Raw genomic sequence first — 17,355 nt, 5'->3', positions numbered from 1 at the left:
ACGAGAAAGCACAGCATGTACGCCCTTTTCTTCCGGCTGGTCTTCCGGCGGATGGACCCCGAGCGGGCGCACCGCCTGGCGTTCGCATGGATCCGGCTGGCCGCGCGGGTGCCGGGACTGCGGAGCCTGGTCGCCGCGGTGTTCGCGCCGCGGTACCCGGACCTGCGGACCGAGGCGTTCGGGCTGGCCATGCGCGGGCCGTTCGGTCTGGCCGCCGGGTTCGACAAGAACGCGGTCGCGATCGACGGCATGGCGATGCTCGGCTTCGACCACGTCGAGGTGGGCACCGTGACCGGGCAGGGCCAGCCGGGCAACCCGCGCAAGCGGCTCTTCCGGCTGGTCGAGGACCGCGCGCTGATCAACCGCATGGGGTTCAACAACGACGGCTCGGCGGCCGTCGCCGCGCGCCTGGCGGCCCGCACGGCGGTCTTCCCCACCACCGTCGGCGTCAACATCGGCAAGACCAAGGCCGTCCCCGAGGAGGAGGCCGTCGCGGACTACGTGACGTCCACCGAGCGGTTGGCCGCCCATGCCGACTACCTGGTCGTCAACGTGTCCTCGCCGAACACCCCGGGGCTGCGCGACCTCCAGGCCACCTCCGCGCTCCGGCCGCTGCTCAGCGCGGTGCGCGAGGCCGCCGACCGCACGGTGACCGGCCGGCGGGTGCCGCTGCTGGTCAAGATCGCGCCCGACCTCGCCGACGAGGACGTGGACGCGGTGGCCGACCTCGCGGTGGAACTGGGCCTGGACGGGATCATCGCCACCAATACGACGATCGCCCGCGAGAGCCTGGGCCTGGCATCGGACCCGGCCCTGGTACGGGAGACCGGCGGGCTGTCCGGTGCGCCGCTCGGAGCGCGCTCGCTGGAGGTGCTGCGGCGGCTGTACGCGCGGGTAGGCGACCGGATCACGCTGGTCGGCGTGGGCGGCGTCGAGAACGCCGAGGACGCCTGGCAGCGCATTCTGGCCGGCGCCACCCTGGTCCAGGGGTACAGCGCGTTCGTCTACCGGGGACCGCTGTGGGCGCGCGCGGTGCACAAGGGCCTGGCCGCGCGGCTGGCCGCCAGCCCCTACGACACGCTCGCCGACGCGGTCGGCGCCGACACCCGGAAGGTGACCGCATGACCGGCACGACCTCCCTGACCACGCCGGAACCCTTCGGCGCCCGGCTGCGGCACGCCATGGACACCCGGGGACAGCTGTGCGTCGGCATCGACCCGCACACCTCGCTGCTGGCGGAGTGGGGGCTGAGCGACGACGTCGCCGGTCTCGAGCGGTTCACCATGACCGTGGTGGAGGCGCTGGGCGGGACGGTGGCCGTGCTCAAGCCGCAGTCCGCCTTCTTCGAGCGCTTCGGGTCGCGCGGGATCGCGGTCCTGGAGCGGGCGGTGGCGGCGGCCCGGCAGGCGGGCGCCCTGGTGGTGACCGACGCCAAGCGCGGCGACATCGGGTCAACGATGGCCGCGTACGCCGCCACCTACCTCGACAAGGACTCGCCGCTGTTCAGCGACGCGGTCACGGTGAGCCCGTTCCTCGGGTTCGGCTCGCTGCGGCCGGCGCTGGACGCGGCGCGGATCTCCGGCGCCGGGGTCTTCGTACTGGCGCTGACGTCCAACCCGGAGGGCGCCGAGGTGCAGCGGGCCACGGTGCCGGGCGGGGCGTCGGTCGCGCAGGTGATGCTGGACCACATCACCGCGGAGAACGCCGGCGCGGCGCCGCTGGGCTCGGTCGGCGCGGTGGTCGGGGCGACGCTGCGCGAGGCGGGCGTGGACCTCGCGGTCAACGGCCCGCTGCTGGCCCCCGGTATCGGCGCGCAGGGGGCCACCGCGGCGGATCTGCCGGACCTGTTCGGCAGCGCCCTGGGGAATGTGCTGCCGAGCGTCAGCCGGGACGTGCTGCGCCACGGCCCGGACGCCGCGGCGCTGCGGAAAGCGGTGCGGGCATATGCGCGGCAGGTCCGGGAAGCGGTCGCGGGTGCCGGGAATGTCGACGGCAATACCGTCCGGTAATACGCCGGAAAATCAGCCGGCAAAGGGGCCGGATTCAACCACCGGCCGCATGGACCCCGAAACCTGCTCCGTTTTGCCCCAAATGCCCGCTCGGATCGAGGCTGACCAGGACTTTTCCTCTGTTCTCGCTGACTTGGGCCGTCCGGACCGCTAGTCTCCGACAGGAGCGAGCGGTTCAACGCGCCGCTCATCGCCCCGCGGGCGCGGGGCGAGTCGTTCCACACGGTCCATATCCGATTGCTCTACATCCGAGGTGACGTAGGCGTGGCTCTTCCGCCCCTTACCCCTGAACAGCGCGCTGCCGCGCTCGAAAAGGCCGCCGCGGCTCGCCGGGAGCGCGCCGAGGTCAAGAACCGGCTCAAGCATTCCGGCGCCTCCCTGCACGAGGTCATCAAGCAGGGCCAGGAGAACGATGTCATCGGCAAGATGAAGGTCTCCGCGCTGCTGGAATCCCTTCCTGGCGTCGGCAAGGTCCGCGCCAAGCAGATCATGGAGCGGCTCGGCATCTCCGAGAGCCGCCGGGTGCGCGGGCTGGGCTCGAACCAGATCGCCTCCCTGGAGCGCGAGTTCGGCGGCACCGCCGCCTGACGGTCCCAGCACTCCGGGAACCAGGGATAATCGCTCCATGAGCTCTGCAGTCTCCCGGGGGACGGTCCGCCCCCTCGCATCGCAGGGGGCAACCCCGGCCCACCCGGTCAGACGTCCGCGGCTGACCGTGCTCTCCGGCCCCTCCGGGGTCGGCAAGAGCACGGTCGTCGCCCACCTCCGCAGGGTGCACCCCGAGGTCTGGCTCTCGGTGTCCGCCACCACCCGCAAGCCGCGCCCCGGTGAGGAGCACGGTGTCCAGTACTTCTTCGTCGAGGACGACGAGTTCGACAAACTCGTCGCCAACGGCGAACTGCTGGAGTGGGCCGAGTTCGCCGGCAACCGGTACGGCACTCCGCGCCGGGCCGTGCTCGACAAGCTCGCCGCGGGTGAGCCGGTACTGCTGGAGATCGACCTGCAGGGTGCCCGGCTGGTCCGCCAGTCGATGCCCGAGGCCCATCTGGTCTTCCTCGCCCCGCCGAGCTGGGAGGAGCTGGTCCGCCGCCTCACCGGCCGCGGCACCGAATCACCCGAGGTGATCGAGGAGCGGCTGGCCGCCGCGCGGGTCGAGCTGGCGGCCGAGTCCGAGTTCGACCAGACCCTTGTCAACACCTCCGTCGAGGCGGTAGCGCACGAGCTGCTAGCCTTGATGCAGATTGTTTGATCGTCGATCCACGTCCGGTGAGCCCGGTCCGCACTGTCTCCGCCGCTCCTCGTCCGTCGATCCTCGCTTCGCGTCCGCAATCTCCTGTCGTCCACAAGTAGGGGTAGGTAGAGCGTGTCCTCTTCCATCACCGCGCCCGAGGGCATCATCAACCCGCCGATCGACGAGCTGCTCGAAGCCACCGACTCCAAGTACAGCCTGGTGATCTACGCGGCCAAGCGCGCTCGCCAGATCAACGCGTACTACTCGCAGCTCGGCGAGGGCCTGCTGGAGTACGTGGGCCCGCTGGTGGACACCCACGTCCACGAGAAGCCGCTCTCCATCGCGCTGCGCGAGATCAACGCGGGTCTGCTGACCTCCGAGGCCGTCGAGGCCCCGCCGGCACACTGAACACCCGCTTCACCTTCATCCCGGGCCCGGCGGCGCGACCGCCGGGCCCGTGGTGTGTCATGGGGTGGGCGGAATCCCCGCGGTTCCGCCCACCCGGGTTCTTCGACGTCGGCGGGAGAGGCGATGGGCAGGCCACAGGTCGTGCTGGGCGTGAGCGGCGGGATCGCCGCCTACAAGGCGTGCGAGCTGCTGCGGCGGCTGACCGAGTCGGGACACGAGGTCCGGGTGGTGCCCACCGAGTCGGCGCTGCACTTCGTCGGCGAGGCCACCTGGTCGGCACTGTCCGGCAACCCCGTCCCGACCCGGGTCTGGGACGACGTCCACCAGGTGCCGCACGTCCGCATCGGCCAGCACGCCGACCTGGTGGTGGTCGCGCCCGCGACCGCCGACCTGCTGGCCAGGGCCGCCCACGGCCTCGCCGACGACCTGCTCACCAACACCCTGCTCACCGCCCGCTGCCCGGTGGTCTTCGCCCCCGCGATGCACACCGAGATGTGGGAGCACCCGGCCACCCAGGACAACGTCGCCACCCTGCGCCGCCGTGGCGCCGTGGTCATCGAGCCCGCCGTCGGCCGGCTCACCGGAGCCGACACCGGCAAGGGCCGGCTGCCCGAACCCGCCGAGATCTACGAGGTCTGCCGCCGGGTCCTGGCCCGCGGCGGCGCCCTCCCGCGCGACCTGGCCGGCCGGCACGTCGTGATCAGCGCCGGCGGCACCCGCGAACCGCTCGACCCGGTCCGCTACCTGGGCAACCGCTCGTCCGGCAAGCAGGGTTACGCGCTGGCCCGCACCGCCGTCGCCCGCGGCGCCCGGGTCACCCTGGTGGCGGCCAACACCGGGCTGCCCGACCCGGCGGGCGCCGACGTGCTGACCGCCGGTACCGCCGACCAGCTCCGGGAGGCCGTCCTGAAGGCCGCGGCGGACGCCGACGTGGTGGTGATGGCCGCGGCCGTCGCCGACTTCCGGCCCGCCGCGTACGCCACCGGCAAGATCAAGAAGAGGGACGGGGAGGAGCCGGCGCCGATCCCCCTGGTGCGCAACCCGGACATCCTGGCCGAACTGTCGGCGAACCGGCCCCGTGCCGGGCAGCTCGTGGTCGGCTTCGCCGCCGAGACCGACGACGTCCTCGCCAACGGCCGCGCCAAGCTCGCCCGCAAGGGCTGCGACCTCCTCGTCGTGAACGAGGTGGGCGAGCGCAAGGTGTTCGGCGCCGAGGAGAACGAGGCGGTGGTCCTGGGCGCCGACGGCAGCGAGACCCCGGTGCCGCACGGGCCCAAGGAGGCGCTCGCGGACCGGGTGTGGGATCTGGTGACGGCCCGGCTGGGCTGAAAAATTTCACTCCGACGGGCGCGAATAGAACGCCCCATTGTCACGCTTTCGAGTGATGGCTGGAAGTCATCGTTCCGGCGGTGGACACGGTGACGCAGGTCATGGCATATCCAAGGTGCGAGATGTCGTGTCCGCCGGGAGGACACGAACGATAAACTGTCCGCGGAGTGCCGGGCGCAGCCCCGCGCACTCCGCCACGATCGAGCCAGCAGCCGCTGCAACCCCAGGGAGCGATGTGTCCCGCCGCCTGTTCACCTCGGAGTCCGTCACCGAGGGACATCCAGACAAGATCGCTGACCAGATCAGCGACACCATCCTCGACGCGCTTCTGAAGGAGGACCCCACCTCCCGCGTCGCCGTCGAGACGATGATCACCACCGGCCAGGTGCATATCGCGGGCGAGGTGACGACCACCGCCTATGCCGACATCGCCACCCTGGTGCGCGGCAAGATCCTGGAGATCGGCTACGACTCGTCCAAGAAGGGCTTCGACGGCGCCTCGTGCGGCGTCTCGGTGTCCATCGGCGCGCAGTCGCCGGACATCGCCCAGGGCGTGGACACCGCGTACGAGAAGCGGGTCACCGGGGACGTGGACGACGAGCTCAGCAGGCAGGGCGCGGGCGACCAGGGCCTGATGTTCGGCTACGCCTCGGACGAGACGCCGGAGCTGATGCCGTTGCCCATCACGCTGGCGCACCGCCTGTCCCGGCGGCTCACCGAGGTCCGCAAGAACGGGACCATCCCGTACCTGCGTCCGGACGGCAAGACCCAGGTCACTATCGAGTACGACGGGGACAAGGCGGTCCGCCTCGACACCGTCGTGGTCTCCTCCCAGCACGCCTCGGACATCGACCTGGATTCGCTGCTCGCCCCCGACATCCGCGAGTTCGTGGTCGAGGTCGAGCTGAAGGCGCTGCTGGACGACGGCATCAAGCTGGACACCGACGGATACCGGCTGCTGGTCAACCCGACCGGCCGGTTCGAGATCGGCGGTCCGATGGGTGACGCGGGCCTGACCGGCCGGAAGATCATCATCGACACCTACGGCGGCATGGCCCGCCACGGCGGCGGCGCGTTCTCCGGCAAGGACCCCTCCAAGGTCGACCGGTCCGCCGCCTACGCCATGCGCTGGGTCGCCAAGAACGTGGTGGCGGCGGGCCTCGCCGCCCGCTGCGAGGTGCAGGTGGCGTACGCGATCGGCAAGGCCGAGCCCGTCGGCCTGTTCGTCGAGACCTTCGGCACCGAGAACGTGGACGTGGAGAAGATCGAGCAGGCCATCGGCCAGGTCTTCGACCTGCGTCCGGCCGCGATCATCCGCGACCTGGACCTGCTGCGGCCGATCTACGCCCAGACCGCCGCGTACGGGCACTTCGGACGCGAGCTGCCCGACTTCACCTGGGAACGCACGGACCGGGTGGACGCGCTGCGTACGGCGGCGAACCTGTAACGCGCGGCGACTCCGTAGCACCGTTGTGCGCCGGGGACCGCTGTCGGTCCTGTCTGGTAGGAAATGAGAGTGAGCGGCGAGCACGGGAATCCCGGACAGCGCCCCGCGGGCGAGCCCGCGGGGGGCGAGCAGCTCGCGCTCATCCGGGAGACGGTCCGCCGTTCCAAGGAACCGCGCGCCAAACCCCGCACCTGGCGGGGGGCCGCGCTCGCCGAAGGGCTGCCGGTGGCCCGTGTCCTGGTGGACAAGGGGCTCCTCCACCTCGACCAGTTCTTCGACTACGCCGTGCCCGCCGCGATGGACCGGGACGCCCAGCCGGGAGTACGGGTCCGGGTCCGCTTCGGGGCGCGCGTCGTCAAGGGCCGCCGCGAGGGCGGCACCCTGCACGACGGCTTCATCGTCGAGCGCCGCACCGACAGCGACTTCCGAGGCCCGCTCGCCCCGCTCGCCCAGGTCCTCTCCACCGAACCCGTCCTCACCCCGCCGCTGCTCATGCTGTGCCGCCAGGTCGCCGACCGGTACGCGGGCGCGCTCGCCGACGTCGTACAGCTCGCGGTCCCACCGCGGATGGCACGGGCGGAACGCGAGCCGTGGCCCGGGCCACCCCCGGCCACCGCTGGGGGGACCGCCACCGACCCCGCCGCGCCGCCGCCCGGCACCTGGACGCGTTACACCACCGGGCCCGCCTATCTCCGGGCGCTGAGCAGGGGTGACACCCCGCGCGGGGTGTGGCTCGCGCTACCGGGCCCGCACTGGCCGCGCGAACTGGCGGTGGCCATGGCCACCGCGCTCGCCGCCGGGCGGGGCGCGCTCGCCGTGCTGCCCGACGGCCGGGCCGCCGCCCGGGTGGACGCGGCGCTCACCGAGCTGATCGGCGAGGGCCGCCACGTCATGCTCACCGCGGACGCCGGCCCGGAGGAGCGGTACCGGCGCTGGCTCGCGGTCAGCCGGGGGGCGGTACGGGCGGTGGTCGGCACCCGGGCGGCGATGTTCGCTCCCGTCGCCGGCCTCGGGCTCATCGTGCTCTGGGACGACGGCGACTCCAGCCACGCCGAGCAGCACGCACCGCAGCCGCACGCCCGCGACGTGCTGCTGCTGCGCGCCAGGGAGGAACGCACCGCCTTCCTGCTCGGCGGCATCACCACCACCGTGGAAGCGGCGCAACTCGTCGACAGCGGCTGGGCACTGCCGCTGGCTGCGGCACGCGACGAGGTACGGGCGGCGGCGCCGTTGATACGTACCGTCGGCGACGCCGATCAGGCGCGGGACGAGGCGGCCCGTGCGGCCCGGCTGCCGTCAGTGGCCTGGCAGGTCACCCGGGACGCGCTGACCCGCGGACCGGTCCTCGTCCAGGTGCCGCGTCGCGGGTACGTGCCCAGGCTCGCCTGCGACCGCTGCCGGGAGCCCGCGCGGTGCGCCGCGTGCGCCGGGCCGCTGGAACTCCGCGACGAGAAGGCCACCCCGTCCTGCGGGTGGTGCGGGCGGCCCGCGGCCGACTGGCACTGCGCGTTGTGCGGCGGGACCCGGCTGCGCGCCCGGGTGGTCGGGGCCCGGCGCACCGCCGAGGAGCTGGGGCGGGCCTTTCCGCGGGTGCCGGTGCGGACATCCGGGCGGGACACGGTGCTCGGCTCGGTGGGGGGCGCGCCGGCGCTCGTCATCGCCACGCCAGGGGCGGAACCCGTCGCCGACGAGGGGTACGCGGCGGCGCTGCTGCTCGACGGGTGGGCGCTGCTCAGCCGGCCCGACCTGCGGGCAGGCGAGGAGGCGCTGCGCCGGTGGGCGCAGGCGGCGGCGCTGGTACGGCCGGCGTCGGAGGGCGGCACGGTGCTCGTGCTGGCCGAGCCCACGCTGCGGCCGGTGCAGGCGCTCGTCCGGTGGGACCCGGCGGGGCACGCGGTGCGGGAGCTGGCGGAGCGGGCGGAGCTGCGGTTTCCTCCTGTGTCGCGGATGGCTTCGGTGACGGGGGCGGCGGCGGCGCTCGCCGACTTCGTCGACACGGTCCGGCTGCCGCCGGGCACGGAATTGCTCGGGCCGGTTCCGGTTCCGGCTTCGGGGGTTCCGGGGTCCGCCCGGCCCCGGCGGGCGGGTGCGGCTTCCGCCGGCGGGCCGTCGGAACGGCTGCTGCTCCGGGTGCCCCCGGGAAGCGGGTCCGCGCTCGCCTCGTCGCTCAAGGAGGCGCAGGTCGCCCGCGCGACCCGGGGCGCCCCGGACCCCGTCCTCATCCGCATGGACCCGCCGGACATCGGGTGAGAGTGCTCCGGCGGCCCGCACGGGTGACCGCATTCCGTGCGGGCCGCCCGCTGTCCGGCGGCGCGGGCTGCCCCCTCCCGCGGAATGCGACCACTTCACGGGAGGGGGGACCGCGGGCCTGTCTGACACGTCCCGCCTGCCCCGCGGTGCCCGGCACGCATGCTCGCTGCGTTGTCGGGGTCGTCGGAGCATGCCCGCTACGCCGCTATGTCCGCTACGCCGCTACGGCGACGGCGCTCCGCCGTGCGATCGTACGCACCGGACCCCGCGAGCATCGCCCCGCGGGCGGACGGCGCTATCTGTCAGACAGGCCCGCGTCCCCTCCGGGCTACCCGGCGGTCGACCACGGCCGGCGCGCGCGGGAGGGCCAGGACGCAGGGCACGACCGACGCCGCCGGGTCAGGTTGCGGTCCTACGGGATGCGGCAGACCCGCGCGCCCGCTGCCCACCTGTGGGCTCAGCCGTTGCGGGGGCCCGGGAGGGCGGGGACGGTCGGCGTGGGGTGGGCCGCCTGCTCCTCCGGGGCGGCTCCGGGCGGCGGGGAGCCCCGCCGCCCCCCGTACCGCCGGTGCACGGCCTGCTTGGTGACGCCGAGTGCGGAGCCCACCGCGTCCCACGAGAAGCCGAGCGAGCGGTCGAACTCGACCGCGGCTGTGACCAGCGTCTCCACGCTGTCCCGCAGCTCCTGGGCGAGTCGTACGGTCGGCGCGGGCGCCCGCCCGTACACCACGAAGCCGGCGGTGGGGCCGCCGCGGCGCGGCCGGTACACGTTGCCCAACTGGGCGGTCAGGGTGCGCAGCGCGTCCACCTGGCGGCGGACCCTTTCGATGTCCCGCACCAGCAGGTGCAGGCTTGCCCGTGCCTGGGCATCAGGAGTTGCGTGGTCGGGCATCAACAAGCCTCTCCAACCGGCGGTTACAGGAGTCGAACGAGTCCGAACGAGTCAAACTCACTTGACCAACGCGCCACCCGCCCAAGGAGTCACGCACCTGGGGGCACACCCCCACCTGCGGGGGGCGCACGAGCGGGCGTGCACCCCCTGCCGGGGCGCGCCCTGGTGCCGCCCCGGCAGGGGGTGCGGGGTCGCCCGTCGAGGAGCGGTGTCCGGAGGCGGTGCGTCGCACGGCGCCGGATTCGGCCTCGTCATCTGCTCGGTCGATGCGGCAGCGTCGCAGGGCGCCGTGCCGGGTGCCGCGACGGGGCGAACTCCGGCTGACGCGGCCCTAGAATTGACCGTCCCGCCGCCGCACGCACAGGAGAAGACCGCCGTGCCCGTCAAGCCCATCCGCCTCTTCGGCGACCCGGTGCTGCGCATGACGGCGCAGCCGGTCACCACCTTCGACGCCGAACTCCGCACCCTGGTCAAGGACTTGACCGACACCATGCAGGACGCCCCGGGCGCCGGCCTGGCCGCCCCGCAACTCGGCGTCTCCCTGCGGGTGTTCACCTACTTCGTGGAGGGCGAGCTGGGCCACCTGGTCAATCCCGACCTCACCCTCAGCGAGGAGGAGCAGGACGGCCCCGAGGGCTGCCTGTCGCTGCCGGGCCTGACGTACGACTGCAGGCGCGCGTACGGTGTCGTCGCCCGAGGGTTCAACATGTACGGCGACCCGGTGACCATCGAGGGCACCCAGCGCCTGGCCCGCTGCATACAGCACGAGACCGACCACCTGGACGGCGTCATCTTCGTCGACCGGCTCGACACCGAGCAGCGCAAGGCGGCGATGAAGGCGATCCGTGAGGCGGAGTGGGGCGGGGCGGCGGTCCCGCCGCAGGTGAGGATCTCCCCGCACGACACGTTCGGCCGCGCGCTGTAGTCAGCCGGCCGGCTCGCGCCCCGCCCCCCGTAAGCCCCGCACGCCCGCGCCACCCACCCGCACCGCCCACCGAGAGGCACACCCGCACGATGAGGCTTGTCTTCGCCGGCACCCCCGAGGCCGCCCTACCCGCACTGGACGCCCTGCTCGCCTCCGACCGGCACGAGGTGGCGGCCGTGGTGACCCGGCCCGACGCGACCGCCGGCCGCGGGCGCAGGCTGCTGGCCAGCCCGGTCGCCCAGCGGGCGCAGGAAGCGGGGATCGAGGTGCTCAAGCCGGTCCGGCCGCGTGACGAGGACTTCCTCGCCCGGCTGCGGGAGATCGCCCCCGACTGCTGCCCGGTCGTCGCGTACGGCGCGCTGCTGCCCGGGGCCGCGCTGGAGGTGCCCGCGCGCGGCTGGGTCAACCTGCACTTCTCGCTGCTGCCCGCGTGGCGCGGCGCGGCCCCCGTACAGCACGCGGTGATGGCCGGGGACGAGGTGACCGGAGCGTCCACCTTCCTCATCGAACAGGGTCTCGACTCGGGGCCGGTCTACGGCGTGATCACCGAGGAGATCCGGCCCACCGACACCAGCGGCGATCTGCTCGGCCGGCTCGCGCACAGCGGGGCGCGGCTGCTGACCGCCACGGTGGACGGCATCGAGGACGGCTCGCTCGTCGCCCGCCCCCAGCCCGCCGACGGCATCACCCTCGCCCCGAAGATCACCGTCGAGGACGCCGCAGTGGACTGGTCCGCGCCCGCCCTCCGCATCGACCGGCTGATCCGCGCCTGCACTCCCGCCCCGGGCGCCTGGACCCTCGTCGCCGGTGAACGCCTCAAGCTCGGCCCGGTCCGTCTGACCCCCGACCGGACCGACCTCGCCCCGGGCGAGCTCGCCGTCACCAAGAACACCGTCCACGTCGGCACCGGCAGCCACGTTGTCCAGCTCACCGACGTCCAGCCCCAGAGCAAGAAGCGCATGCCCGCCCCCGACTGGACCCGCGGTACCCGCCTGTCCTCCGGCGAACGCCTGGGCGGAAAGCCGTAACCTCCCGGCGACGGACCGCCCGCCCGCAGGGGCGGTCGTACGCTGGACGCCGACCCACCTCGCCCAAAAAATCCGGAGCACCTTTCACGTGAACGAGCACACGCGCCGCCGTCCGCACGGCACGTTCCAGCACAAACCCCGCCAAAAACCGCAGCACGGCCCGCAGGGCAAGCCCTACCGCCGTCCGCATCGCGATCCCGTGCGGGTGCTCGCGTACGAGGCGCTGCGGGCGGTGGGGGAACGGGACGCCTACGCCAACCTCGTGCTGCCCGGGCTGCTGAGGACCGCCGAGGAGGACGCGGCGAAACGGGGCGGCGGGTTCGACCGGCGGGACGCGGCGCTGGCCACGGAGCTGGTGTACGGGACGCTGCGGCACCAGGGGACGTACGACGCGGTGATCGCCGCGTGCGTGGACCGGCCGCTGCGCGAGGTCGATCCGCCGGTGCTCGACGTACTCGCGCTGGGCGCCCACCAGTTGCTCGGTACCCGCATCCCCACCCACGCCGCGGTCTCGGCCACCGTGGACCTCGCCAGGGTCGTCGTCGGCGACGGACGGGCGAAGTTCGTCAACGCGGTGCTGCGCCGGATCTCCGCCCAGGACCTGGACACCTGGCTGGACCAGGTGGCGCCGCCCTACGACGAGGACCCGGAGGACCACCTCGCGGTCGTGCACTCGCATCCGCGCTGGGTGGTGTCCGCGCTGTGGGACGCGCTCGGCGGCGGCCGGGCGGGCATCGAGGAACTGCTCGCCGCCGACAACGAGCGGCCCGAGGTGACGCTGGTCGCGCGGCCCGGCCGGTCCACCCCGCAGGAGATCGCCGACTCGCTGCCCGCCGACTCCGCGCTGCCCGGCCGCTGGTCGCCGTACGCGGTACGGCTCGCCGAGGGCGGCGACCCGGCCGGTGTCCCGGCGGTACGCGAGGGCCGGGCCGGAGTGCAGGACGAGGGCAGCCAGCTGGTGGCCGCCGCACTGGCCGCGGCGCCGCTGGAGGAGGGTCCCGACGCGCGCTGGCTGGACGGTTGCGCGGGTCCTGGTGGGAAGGCCGCGTTGCTGGCCGCGCTCGCGGCGGACCGCGGGGCCGAGCTGGTCGCCGCCGAGAAACAGTCGCACCGCGCCCGGCTGGTCAGCCGTGCGCTGGCCGGCAACCCGGGCCCGTACCAGGTCGTGGTGGCCGACGGCACCCGTCCGGCCTGGGCGCCCGGCTCCTTCGACCGGGTCCTGGTCGACGTGCCGTGCACCGGCCTCGGCGCCCTGCGGCGCCGCCCCGAAGCCCGCTGGCGGCGCCGCGCCGAGGACGTGGCCGGGTTCGGGCCGCTCCAGCGCGGGCTGCTCACCGAGGCGCTGCGCGCGGTCCGCGTCGGCGGCGTGGTCGGCTACGCCACCTGCTCCCCGCACCTGGCCGAGACCCGCGCGGTCGTCGAGGACGTGCTGCGCGGCGGCCACGCGCCCGCCGCGCAGTGGATCGACGCCCGGCCCCTGCTGCCCGGAGTCCCGGCCCTGGGCGAGGGCCCCGACGTGCAGCTCTGGCCGCACCTGCACGGCACGGACGCGATGTACCTCGCGCTGCTGCGCCGTACGGGGTGAGCCCGGGGGCACCCGAGCGCCCGTACCGTACGGTACCTACCGCCGCTCGGCCGGCACGTCCGCATCGTGCGGTGCCGGCTCGGCCGGCCCGCCGACGTGCCAGCCGCGGCTGAGGTCCCCCGGCCACCACACCCGGTCGCCCAGGTCCAGGGTGAGCGCCGAGACCAGCACGGACCGCACCACGAACGTGTCCAGCAGGACGCCGAACGCCACCGCGAAGCCGATCTCGGCGAAGCCGACCACCGGCAGGGTGCCCAGCGCCGCGAAGGTGCCCGCCAGCACCAGTCCGGCCGAGGTGATCACACCGCCGGTCGCCGCGAGCCCGGTCCGTACGCCCTCGCCGGTGCCCAGGCGCGCGCTCTCCTCGCGGATGCGGGTCATCAGGAAGATGTTGTAGTCGATGCCGAGGGCGACCAGGAAGACGAAGACGAAGAGCGGGAAGGCGGTGTCCTCGGCAGGGAAGTCCAGCACGTGCCGGAAGGCCAGCGCGCTCACGCCCAGCGCGGCGGCGAAGGAGAGCACCACCGTGCCGATCAGCACCAACGGCGCGACCACCGCCCGCAGCAGTACCGCCAGAATCAGCAGCACCACCAGCAGGATCAGCGGGATGAGCAGTGCGTCGTCCCGGGCCGACGCCTCGCCGGTGTCCTTGATGACGGCGGTGCCCCCGCCGACCTTCGCGTCCGCACCCGGGATCCTGTGCAGGGTGTCGCGCGCCAGGTCCACCGTGTCCTTCGCGGCCTGGCTGTCCGGGCGGTCGGTCAGGGTGGCCTCCAGGTAGACCCGGCCGTTGTTCTCCGGGGGCACGCCGGGCGGCGCGCCGACCGAGCCGGTCACCACGCCCGGCACCGAGGTGAGCGCGGACTTCACCTCGACGGCCGCGTCCGCCCGGGCGATCACCACCAGCGGCTGCCCGCCGCCGGCCGGGAAGTAGCGGGCCTGCACCCGCTGGCCGACCACCGAGTCGGGGGTGTCGGTGAAGCTGTCTGCGGCGGACAGTCCGGTCGAGTTGAGGGCGAGCAGTCCGAAGGAGAGCGCCCCCAGCACGGCGACCGTGGTCACCCACACGGCGCGCGGCCGGCGGCTGACCCGCTCGCCGATCCGCGCCCACCGCCCGGTCCTGGTCGGTTCCGGGGTGCCGAGATGCGGGACCGCGGGCCAGAACACCCAGCGGCCGAAGATCACCAGCAGCGCCGGGAAGAGGGTGAGCATCGCGATCAGCCCGACGGTCACGCCGACCGCCGCGACCGGGCCGAGCCCGGAGGTGGAGTTCATCTCGGCGGCCAGCAGGCAGAGCATGCTCAGCGCCACCGTGGCGGCGCTGGCGATGATCGCGGGGCCCGCGCGGTGCAGCGCGAGCGCCATCGCCTCGTGCCGGTCCTCGTGCCGCCGCAACTCCTCCCGGTAGCGGGCCACCAGCAGCAGCGCGTAGTCCGTACCGGCGCCGAACACCAGCACCGTCAGGATGCCGGCGCTCTGCGCGTTGACCACCAGGCCGGCGTGCTCGGCCAGCAGGTAGACCACCGCCTGGGCGCTGAAGAGCGCGCCGACCACCGAGATCACCGGAAGGAAGAGCAGGCTGAGGCTGCGGTAGGTGAACAGCAGGATGACGACGACCACCGCGAGCGCCGAGAACAGCAGCGTGCCGTCGATGCCCTCGAAGGCGTTGTTGGAGTCCGCGGCGAACCCGGCGGGCCCGGTGATGTGCGCCTGGAGGCCGCCGGTGTCCTTGCCGGTGACGGCTCTGATGTCGTCCACCGCGTCCGAGAGGGAGGTCCAGCCGCTCTCGTCCACCGAGACCGGCACGATGAACTCCGCGGCGCGCGGCGACTGCGGGCGGTCCAGCAGCGGGCCGACGGTACGGGAGCCGATGATGCCGTGGGCGGTCATCGACCGGACCGTGGCCACGTCCCCGCGGATCTTCGCCAGGTCCGCGGGGGTCAGACCGCCCGGCCGGGTGTAGACCACCACCGCGGGCGCCGACTCCGGCGCGAAGTCCTTCTGCAGACTGAGCACCTGGGTGGACTCGGCCTTGCCGGGCAGCCAGCTCGCCGCGTCGTTCTTCTCCGCGTCCGTCAGCTTCTGCGCCAGCGGCGAGACCACCACCAGCACGACCACCCACAGTGCGAGAACGACCCACTTGGCGCGCCGCCCGCACACCAGATGGGCGATGTGCCGTGTTCCGCTCGCTGTTCCGCTCGCCATGAGTTGCGTTCCCCAGGTTCGCTCGTGGTGACGCCCTGCCCTCCACAGACGTGCCCGGAGAGCGGTCCGCGACCAGGATGGCACCGGCGTTCAGGTTTCGCGCGCCGGGTTCGCGCGCCGGGTCTACCGCCGGGTCCGCACCGTCACGGAGTGCGCTCCGGCGCCCGCCGGCGAGCCGGTCCCCGCCGTACTCCGGTGGAACAGCCCTCCACCGCCGGCCCGGATTCTGGTTTGCTGGGCACATGAGTGTGCAGATCAACCCCAGCATCCTGTCCGCCGACTTCGCCCGGCTCGCCGAGGAGGCGCAGGCGGTCGAGGGAGCCGACTGGCTCCACGTCGACGTCATGGACAACCACTTCGTCCCGAACCTCACGCTGGGGATCCCGGTCGTCGAGTCGCTGCACAAGGCCACGGGCATCCCGCTCGACTGCCACCTGATGATCGAGCAGCCGGACCGCTGGGCTCCCGCCTACGTGGAGGCCGGCGCCGGCTCGGTCACCTTCCACGCCGAGGCCGCCGCCGCGCCGGTCCGGCTGGCCCGCGAGATCCGCGCCAAGGGCGCCCGCGCCTCGATGGCGCTCAGGCCCGCGACGCCGATCGAGCCGTACGAGGACCTGCTGCCCGAACTCGACATGGTGCTGATCATGACCGTGGAGCCGGGTTTCGGCGGCCAGGCGTTCCTGGACATCATGCTGCCGAAGATCCGCCGCACCCGGGCCCTGATCGACAGGTACGGGCTGAGCATGTGGCTCCAGGTCGACGGCGGCGTCTCCGCCGGGACCATAGAGCGCTGCGCCGAGGCCGGCGCCGACGTCTTCGTGGCCGGCTCGGCCGTGTACGGGGCCGACGACCCCGCCGCGGCGGTCCGCGCACTGCGTGAACAGGCCGCCGCCGTCCACGTCCACTGACAGAGTGGCGCCGGGCACGAAGCTACGCGCCCGTAACCCCGGGTGTCTGCGAGTATGAGCGCGGAGCGGATCAGATGGGTGACTGGGGAGAAGTGACGTGAGCACAGGCCGCACTCAGGTGCGCATGGGCCCCGGCGAGATGGTCCAGGCTGCGGCGATGGCGCGTCGCTTCTACCTGGAGGGCAAGTCGAAGATCCAGATCGCCGAGGAGTTCGGGGTCAGCCGGTTCAAGGTGGCCCGCGTTCTGGAGACCGCGCTCGAACGCGACCTCGTCCGGATCGAGATCAGGGTTCCCGCCGAGCTCGACGCCGAGCGCTCCGACGCCCTGCGCGCGCACTACGGACTGCGGCACGCGGTGGTCGTGGAGACCCCCGCCGAGCAGGCCGACGCGCCCGACCAGGAGAACCTGGGCACGGTCGCGGCCGGCCTGCTCGGCGAACTCGTCAGCGACGGCGACGTGCTCGGCCTGGCCTGGGGCCGGTCCATCATCACCATGGCCAACGCCCTGGAGCGACTGGCGCCCTGCACGGTCGTGCAGCTGACCGGGGTGTACGACGTCGGCACCGCGGAACGCGGCTCCGTCGAGGCGGTACGCACCGCCGCCGCGGTCTCCGGCGGCGAGGCCCACCCGCTGTACGCGCCGATGGTGCTGGCCGACCCCGCCACGGCCGCCGCGCTGCGGGCGCAGAGCCAGATCGCCGCCGCCATGAGCCACTTCGACAAGGTCACCGTGGCCGTGGTCTCGGTCGGCTCCTGGGAGGCGGGCGTCTCCACCGTCCACGACGCGCTCACCGACGTCGAGCGCCGGCACTACGCGGGCCTCGGGGTGGCCGCGGAGATGTCCTCGCAGCTCTTCGACGCGCAGGGCCGCCAGGTCGGCCGCGACCTGGGGGAGCGGTGCATCACCATCGAGGCCGACCGGCTGCGGCGCATCCCCGAGGTGCTGGCCGTCGCGGGCGGTCGGCGCAAGGCCGCCGCCATCGACGCGGTGCTCCGCTCCGGCCTGGTCACCAGCCTGGTCACCGACACCGGGGCGGCCGAGCACCTGCTGCGTACCACCGAGCCCCCCGCCCGGCCCGCCCTCGACCGGGCGGACCCCGACGGCCCGTGAGGCCGGCGCGGCGCGCGGCGCCGCGAT

At 73.6% G+C, this 17,355-nt stretch carries 15 protein-coding genes; 13 read left to right on the top strand and 2 right to left on the bottom strand.

Annotated features, from left to right (window positions below):
• The first annotated feature begins 15 nt into the window (after positions 1 to 15).
• The 8 genes from VIW71_RS03220 (at position 16) to VIW71_RS03185 (ending at position 8,674) form a co-directional block, all read left to right on the top strand.
• A complete protein-coding gene (locus VIW71_RS03220) occupies positions 16 to 1,125 on the top strand; it encodes a quinone-dependent dihydroorotate dehydrogenase (protein WP_331620373.1) in 1,110 nt (369 codons plus the stop codon).
• On the top strand, positions 1,122 to 2,009 hold the full coding sequence (pyrF, locus tag VIW71_RS03215; RefSeq protein WP_331620371.1) for an orotidine-5'-phosphate decarboxylase: 888 nt from the start codon (positions 1,122 to 1,124) through the stop codon (positions 2,007 to 2,009). The genes VIW71_RS03220 and pyrF overlap by 4 nt, the downstream gene beginning before the upstream one ends.
• 264 nt (positions 2,010 to 2,273) lie before the next feature.
• Positions 2,274 to 2,597 (top strand): integration host factor, encoded by a 324-nt coding sequence (locus tag VIW71_RS03210; protein WP_031515413.1) that lies wholly within the window; start codon positions 2,274 to 2,276, stop codon positions 2,595 to 2,597.
• A gap of 37 nt (positions 2,598 to 2,634) precedes the next feature.
• A complete protein-coding gene (gene gmk / locus VIW71_RS03205; RefSeq protein WP_331620369.1) occupies positions 2,635 to 3,258 on the top strand; it encodes a guanylate kinase in 624 nt (207 codons plus the stop codon).
• Positions 3,259 to 3,372: 114 nt separating this feature from the next.
• Positions 3,373 to 3,648 carry a DNA-directed RNA polymerase subunit omega gene (gene rpoZ, locus VIW71_RS03200; RefSeq protein ID WP_331620367.1) on the top strand — a complete coding sequence of 92 codons (276 nt, stop codon included), beginning with the start codon at positions 3,373 to 3,375 and terminating at the stop codon, positions 3,646 to 3,648.
• 123 nt (positions 3,649 to 3,771) lie between these two features.
• Positions 3,772 to 4,977, top strand: a complete 1,206-nt coding sequence (gene coaBC / locus VIW71_RS03195; protein WP_331620366.1) for a bifunctional phosphopantothenoylcysteine decarboxylase/phosphopantothenate--cysteine ligase CoaBC — start codon at positions 3,772 to 3,774, stop codon at positions 4,975 to 4,977.
• Between the two features lie 235 nt (positions 4,978 to 5,212).
• Positions 5,213 to 6,424: a methionine adenosyltransferase gene (gene metK / locus VIW71_RS03190; RefSeq protein ID WP_331620365.1), complete on the top strand. Its 1,212-nt coding sequence runs from the start codon at positions 5,213 to 5,215 to the stop codon at positions 6,422 to 6,424.
• Between the two features lie 69 nt (positions 6,425 to 6,493).
• Positions 6,494 to 8,674: a primosomal protein N' gene (locus VIW71_RS03185; RefSeq protein ID WP_331620364.1), complete on the top strand. Its 2,181-nt coding sequence runs from the start codon at positions 6,494 to 6,496 to the stop codon at positions 8,672 to 8,674.
• Positions 8,675 to 9,131: 457 nt separating this feature from the next.
• On the opposite strand, the gene VIW71_RS03180 is transcribed toward VIW71_RS03185, so the two are convergent.
• Entirely contained in the window at positions 9,132 to 9,566 is a 435-nt protein-coding gene (locus VIW71_RS03180; protein ID WP_331620363.1) for a hypothetical protein, read from the bottom strand.
• 376 nt (positions 9,567 to 9,942) lie between these two features.
• Here VIW71_RS03180 and def point away from each other — a divergent pair, with 376 nt between their 5' ends.
• From def to VIW71_RS03165, 3 genes are all read left to right on the top strand, one after another.
• Entirely contained in the window at positions 9,943 to 10,491 is a 549-nt protein-coding gene (def, locus tag VIW71_RS03175; RefSeq protein WP_331620362.1) for a peptide deformylase, read from the top strand.
• 89 nt (positions 10,492 to 10,580) lie between these two features.
• Complete coding sequence (gene fmt / locus VIW71_RS03170; RefSeq protein WP_331620361.1) at positions 10,581 to 11,519, top strand: methionyl-tRNA formyltransferase; 939 nt, start codon at positions 10,581 to 10,583, stop codon at positions 11,517 to 11,519.
• Positions 11,520 to 11,718: 199 nt separating this feature from the next.
• Positions 11,719 to 13,104 carry an RsmB/NOP family class I SAM-dependent RNA methyltransferase gene (locus VIW71_RS03165; RefSeq protein WP_414720637.1) on the top strand — a complete coding sequence of 462 codons (1,386 nt, stop codon included), beginning with the start codon at positions 11,719 to 11,721 and terminating at the stop codon, positions 13,102 to 13,104.
• Between the two features lie 36 nt (positions 13,105 to 13,140).
• Here VIW71_RS03165 and VIW71_RS03160 read toward each other — a convergent pair whose 3' ends face one another.
• On the bottom strand, positions 13,141 to 15,309 hold the full coding sequence (locus VIW71_RS03160; RefSeq protein ID WP_331620358.1) for an MMPL family transporter: 2,169 nt from the start codon (positions 15,307 to 15,309) through the stop codon (positions 13,141 to 13,143).
• A gap of 242 nt (positions 15,310 to 15,551) precedes the next feature.
• Between VIW71_RS03160 and rpe the strand changes: the two genes are divergently transcribed.
• Together rpe and VIW71_RS03150 are read left to right on the top strand one after the other, a co-directional pair.
• Positions 15,552 to 16,217, top strand: a complete 666-nt coding sequence (gene rpe, locus VIW71_RS03155; protein ID WP_331620357.1) for a ribulose-phosphate 3-epimerase — start codon at positions 15,552 to 15,554, stop codon at positions 16,215 to 16,217.
• Positions 16,218 to 16,341: 124 nt separating this feature from the next.
• Positions 16,342 to 17,328, top strand: coding sequence for a sugar-binding transcriptional regulator (locus VIW71_RS03150; RefSeq protein WP_331620414.1), 987 nt, complete (start codon positions 16,342 to 16,344; stop codon positions 17,326 to 17,328).
• Positions 17,329 to 17,355 lie beyond the last annotated feature (27 nt).

It is taken from the genome of Streptomyces sp., from assembly GCF_036524955.1.
Taxonomy (GTDB): Bacteria; Actinomycetota; Actinomycetes; order Streptomycetales; family Streptomycetaceae; genus Actinacidiphila.
This window is presented reverse-complemented; position numbering and strand designations above follow the sequence as displayed.

Coding starts and splice junctions, on each gene's coding strand:
- VIW71_RS03220 (WP_331620373.1), top strand. CDS start 16: ATGTACGCCCTTTTCTTCCGGCTGGTCTTCCGGCGGATGGACCCCGAG.
- pyrF (WP_331620371.1), top strand. CDS start 1,122: ATGACCGGCACGACCTCCCTGACCACGCCGGAACCCTTCGGCGCCCGG.
- gmk (WP_331620369.1), top strand. CDS start 2,635: ATGAGCTCTGCAGTCTCCCGGGGGACGGTCCGCCCCCTCGCATCGCAG.
- coaBC (WP_331620366.1), top strand. CDS start 3,772: ATGGGCAGGCCACAGGTCGTGCTGGGCGTGAGCGGCGGGATCGCCGCC.
- VIW71_RS03180 (WP_331620363.1), bottom strand. CDS start 9,566: ATGCCCGACCACGCAACTCCTGATGCCCAGGCACGGGCAAGCCTGCAC.
- fmt (WP_331620361.1), top strand. CDS start 10,581: ATGAGGCTTGTCTTCGCCGGCACCCCCGAGGCCGCCCTACCCGCACTG.
- VIW71_RS03160 (WP_331620358.1), bottom strand. CDS start 15,309: ATGGCGAGCGGAACAGCGAGCGGAACACGGCACATCGCCCATCTGGTG.
- rpe (WP_331620357.1), top strand. CDS start 15,552: ATGAGTGTGCAGATCAACCCCAGCATCCTGTCCGCCGACTTCGCCCGG.
- VIW71_RS03150 (WP_331620414.1), top strand. CDS start 16,342: ATGGGCCCCGGCGAGATGGTCCAGGCTGCGGCGATGGCGCGTCGCTTC.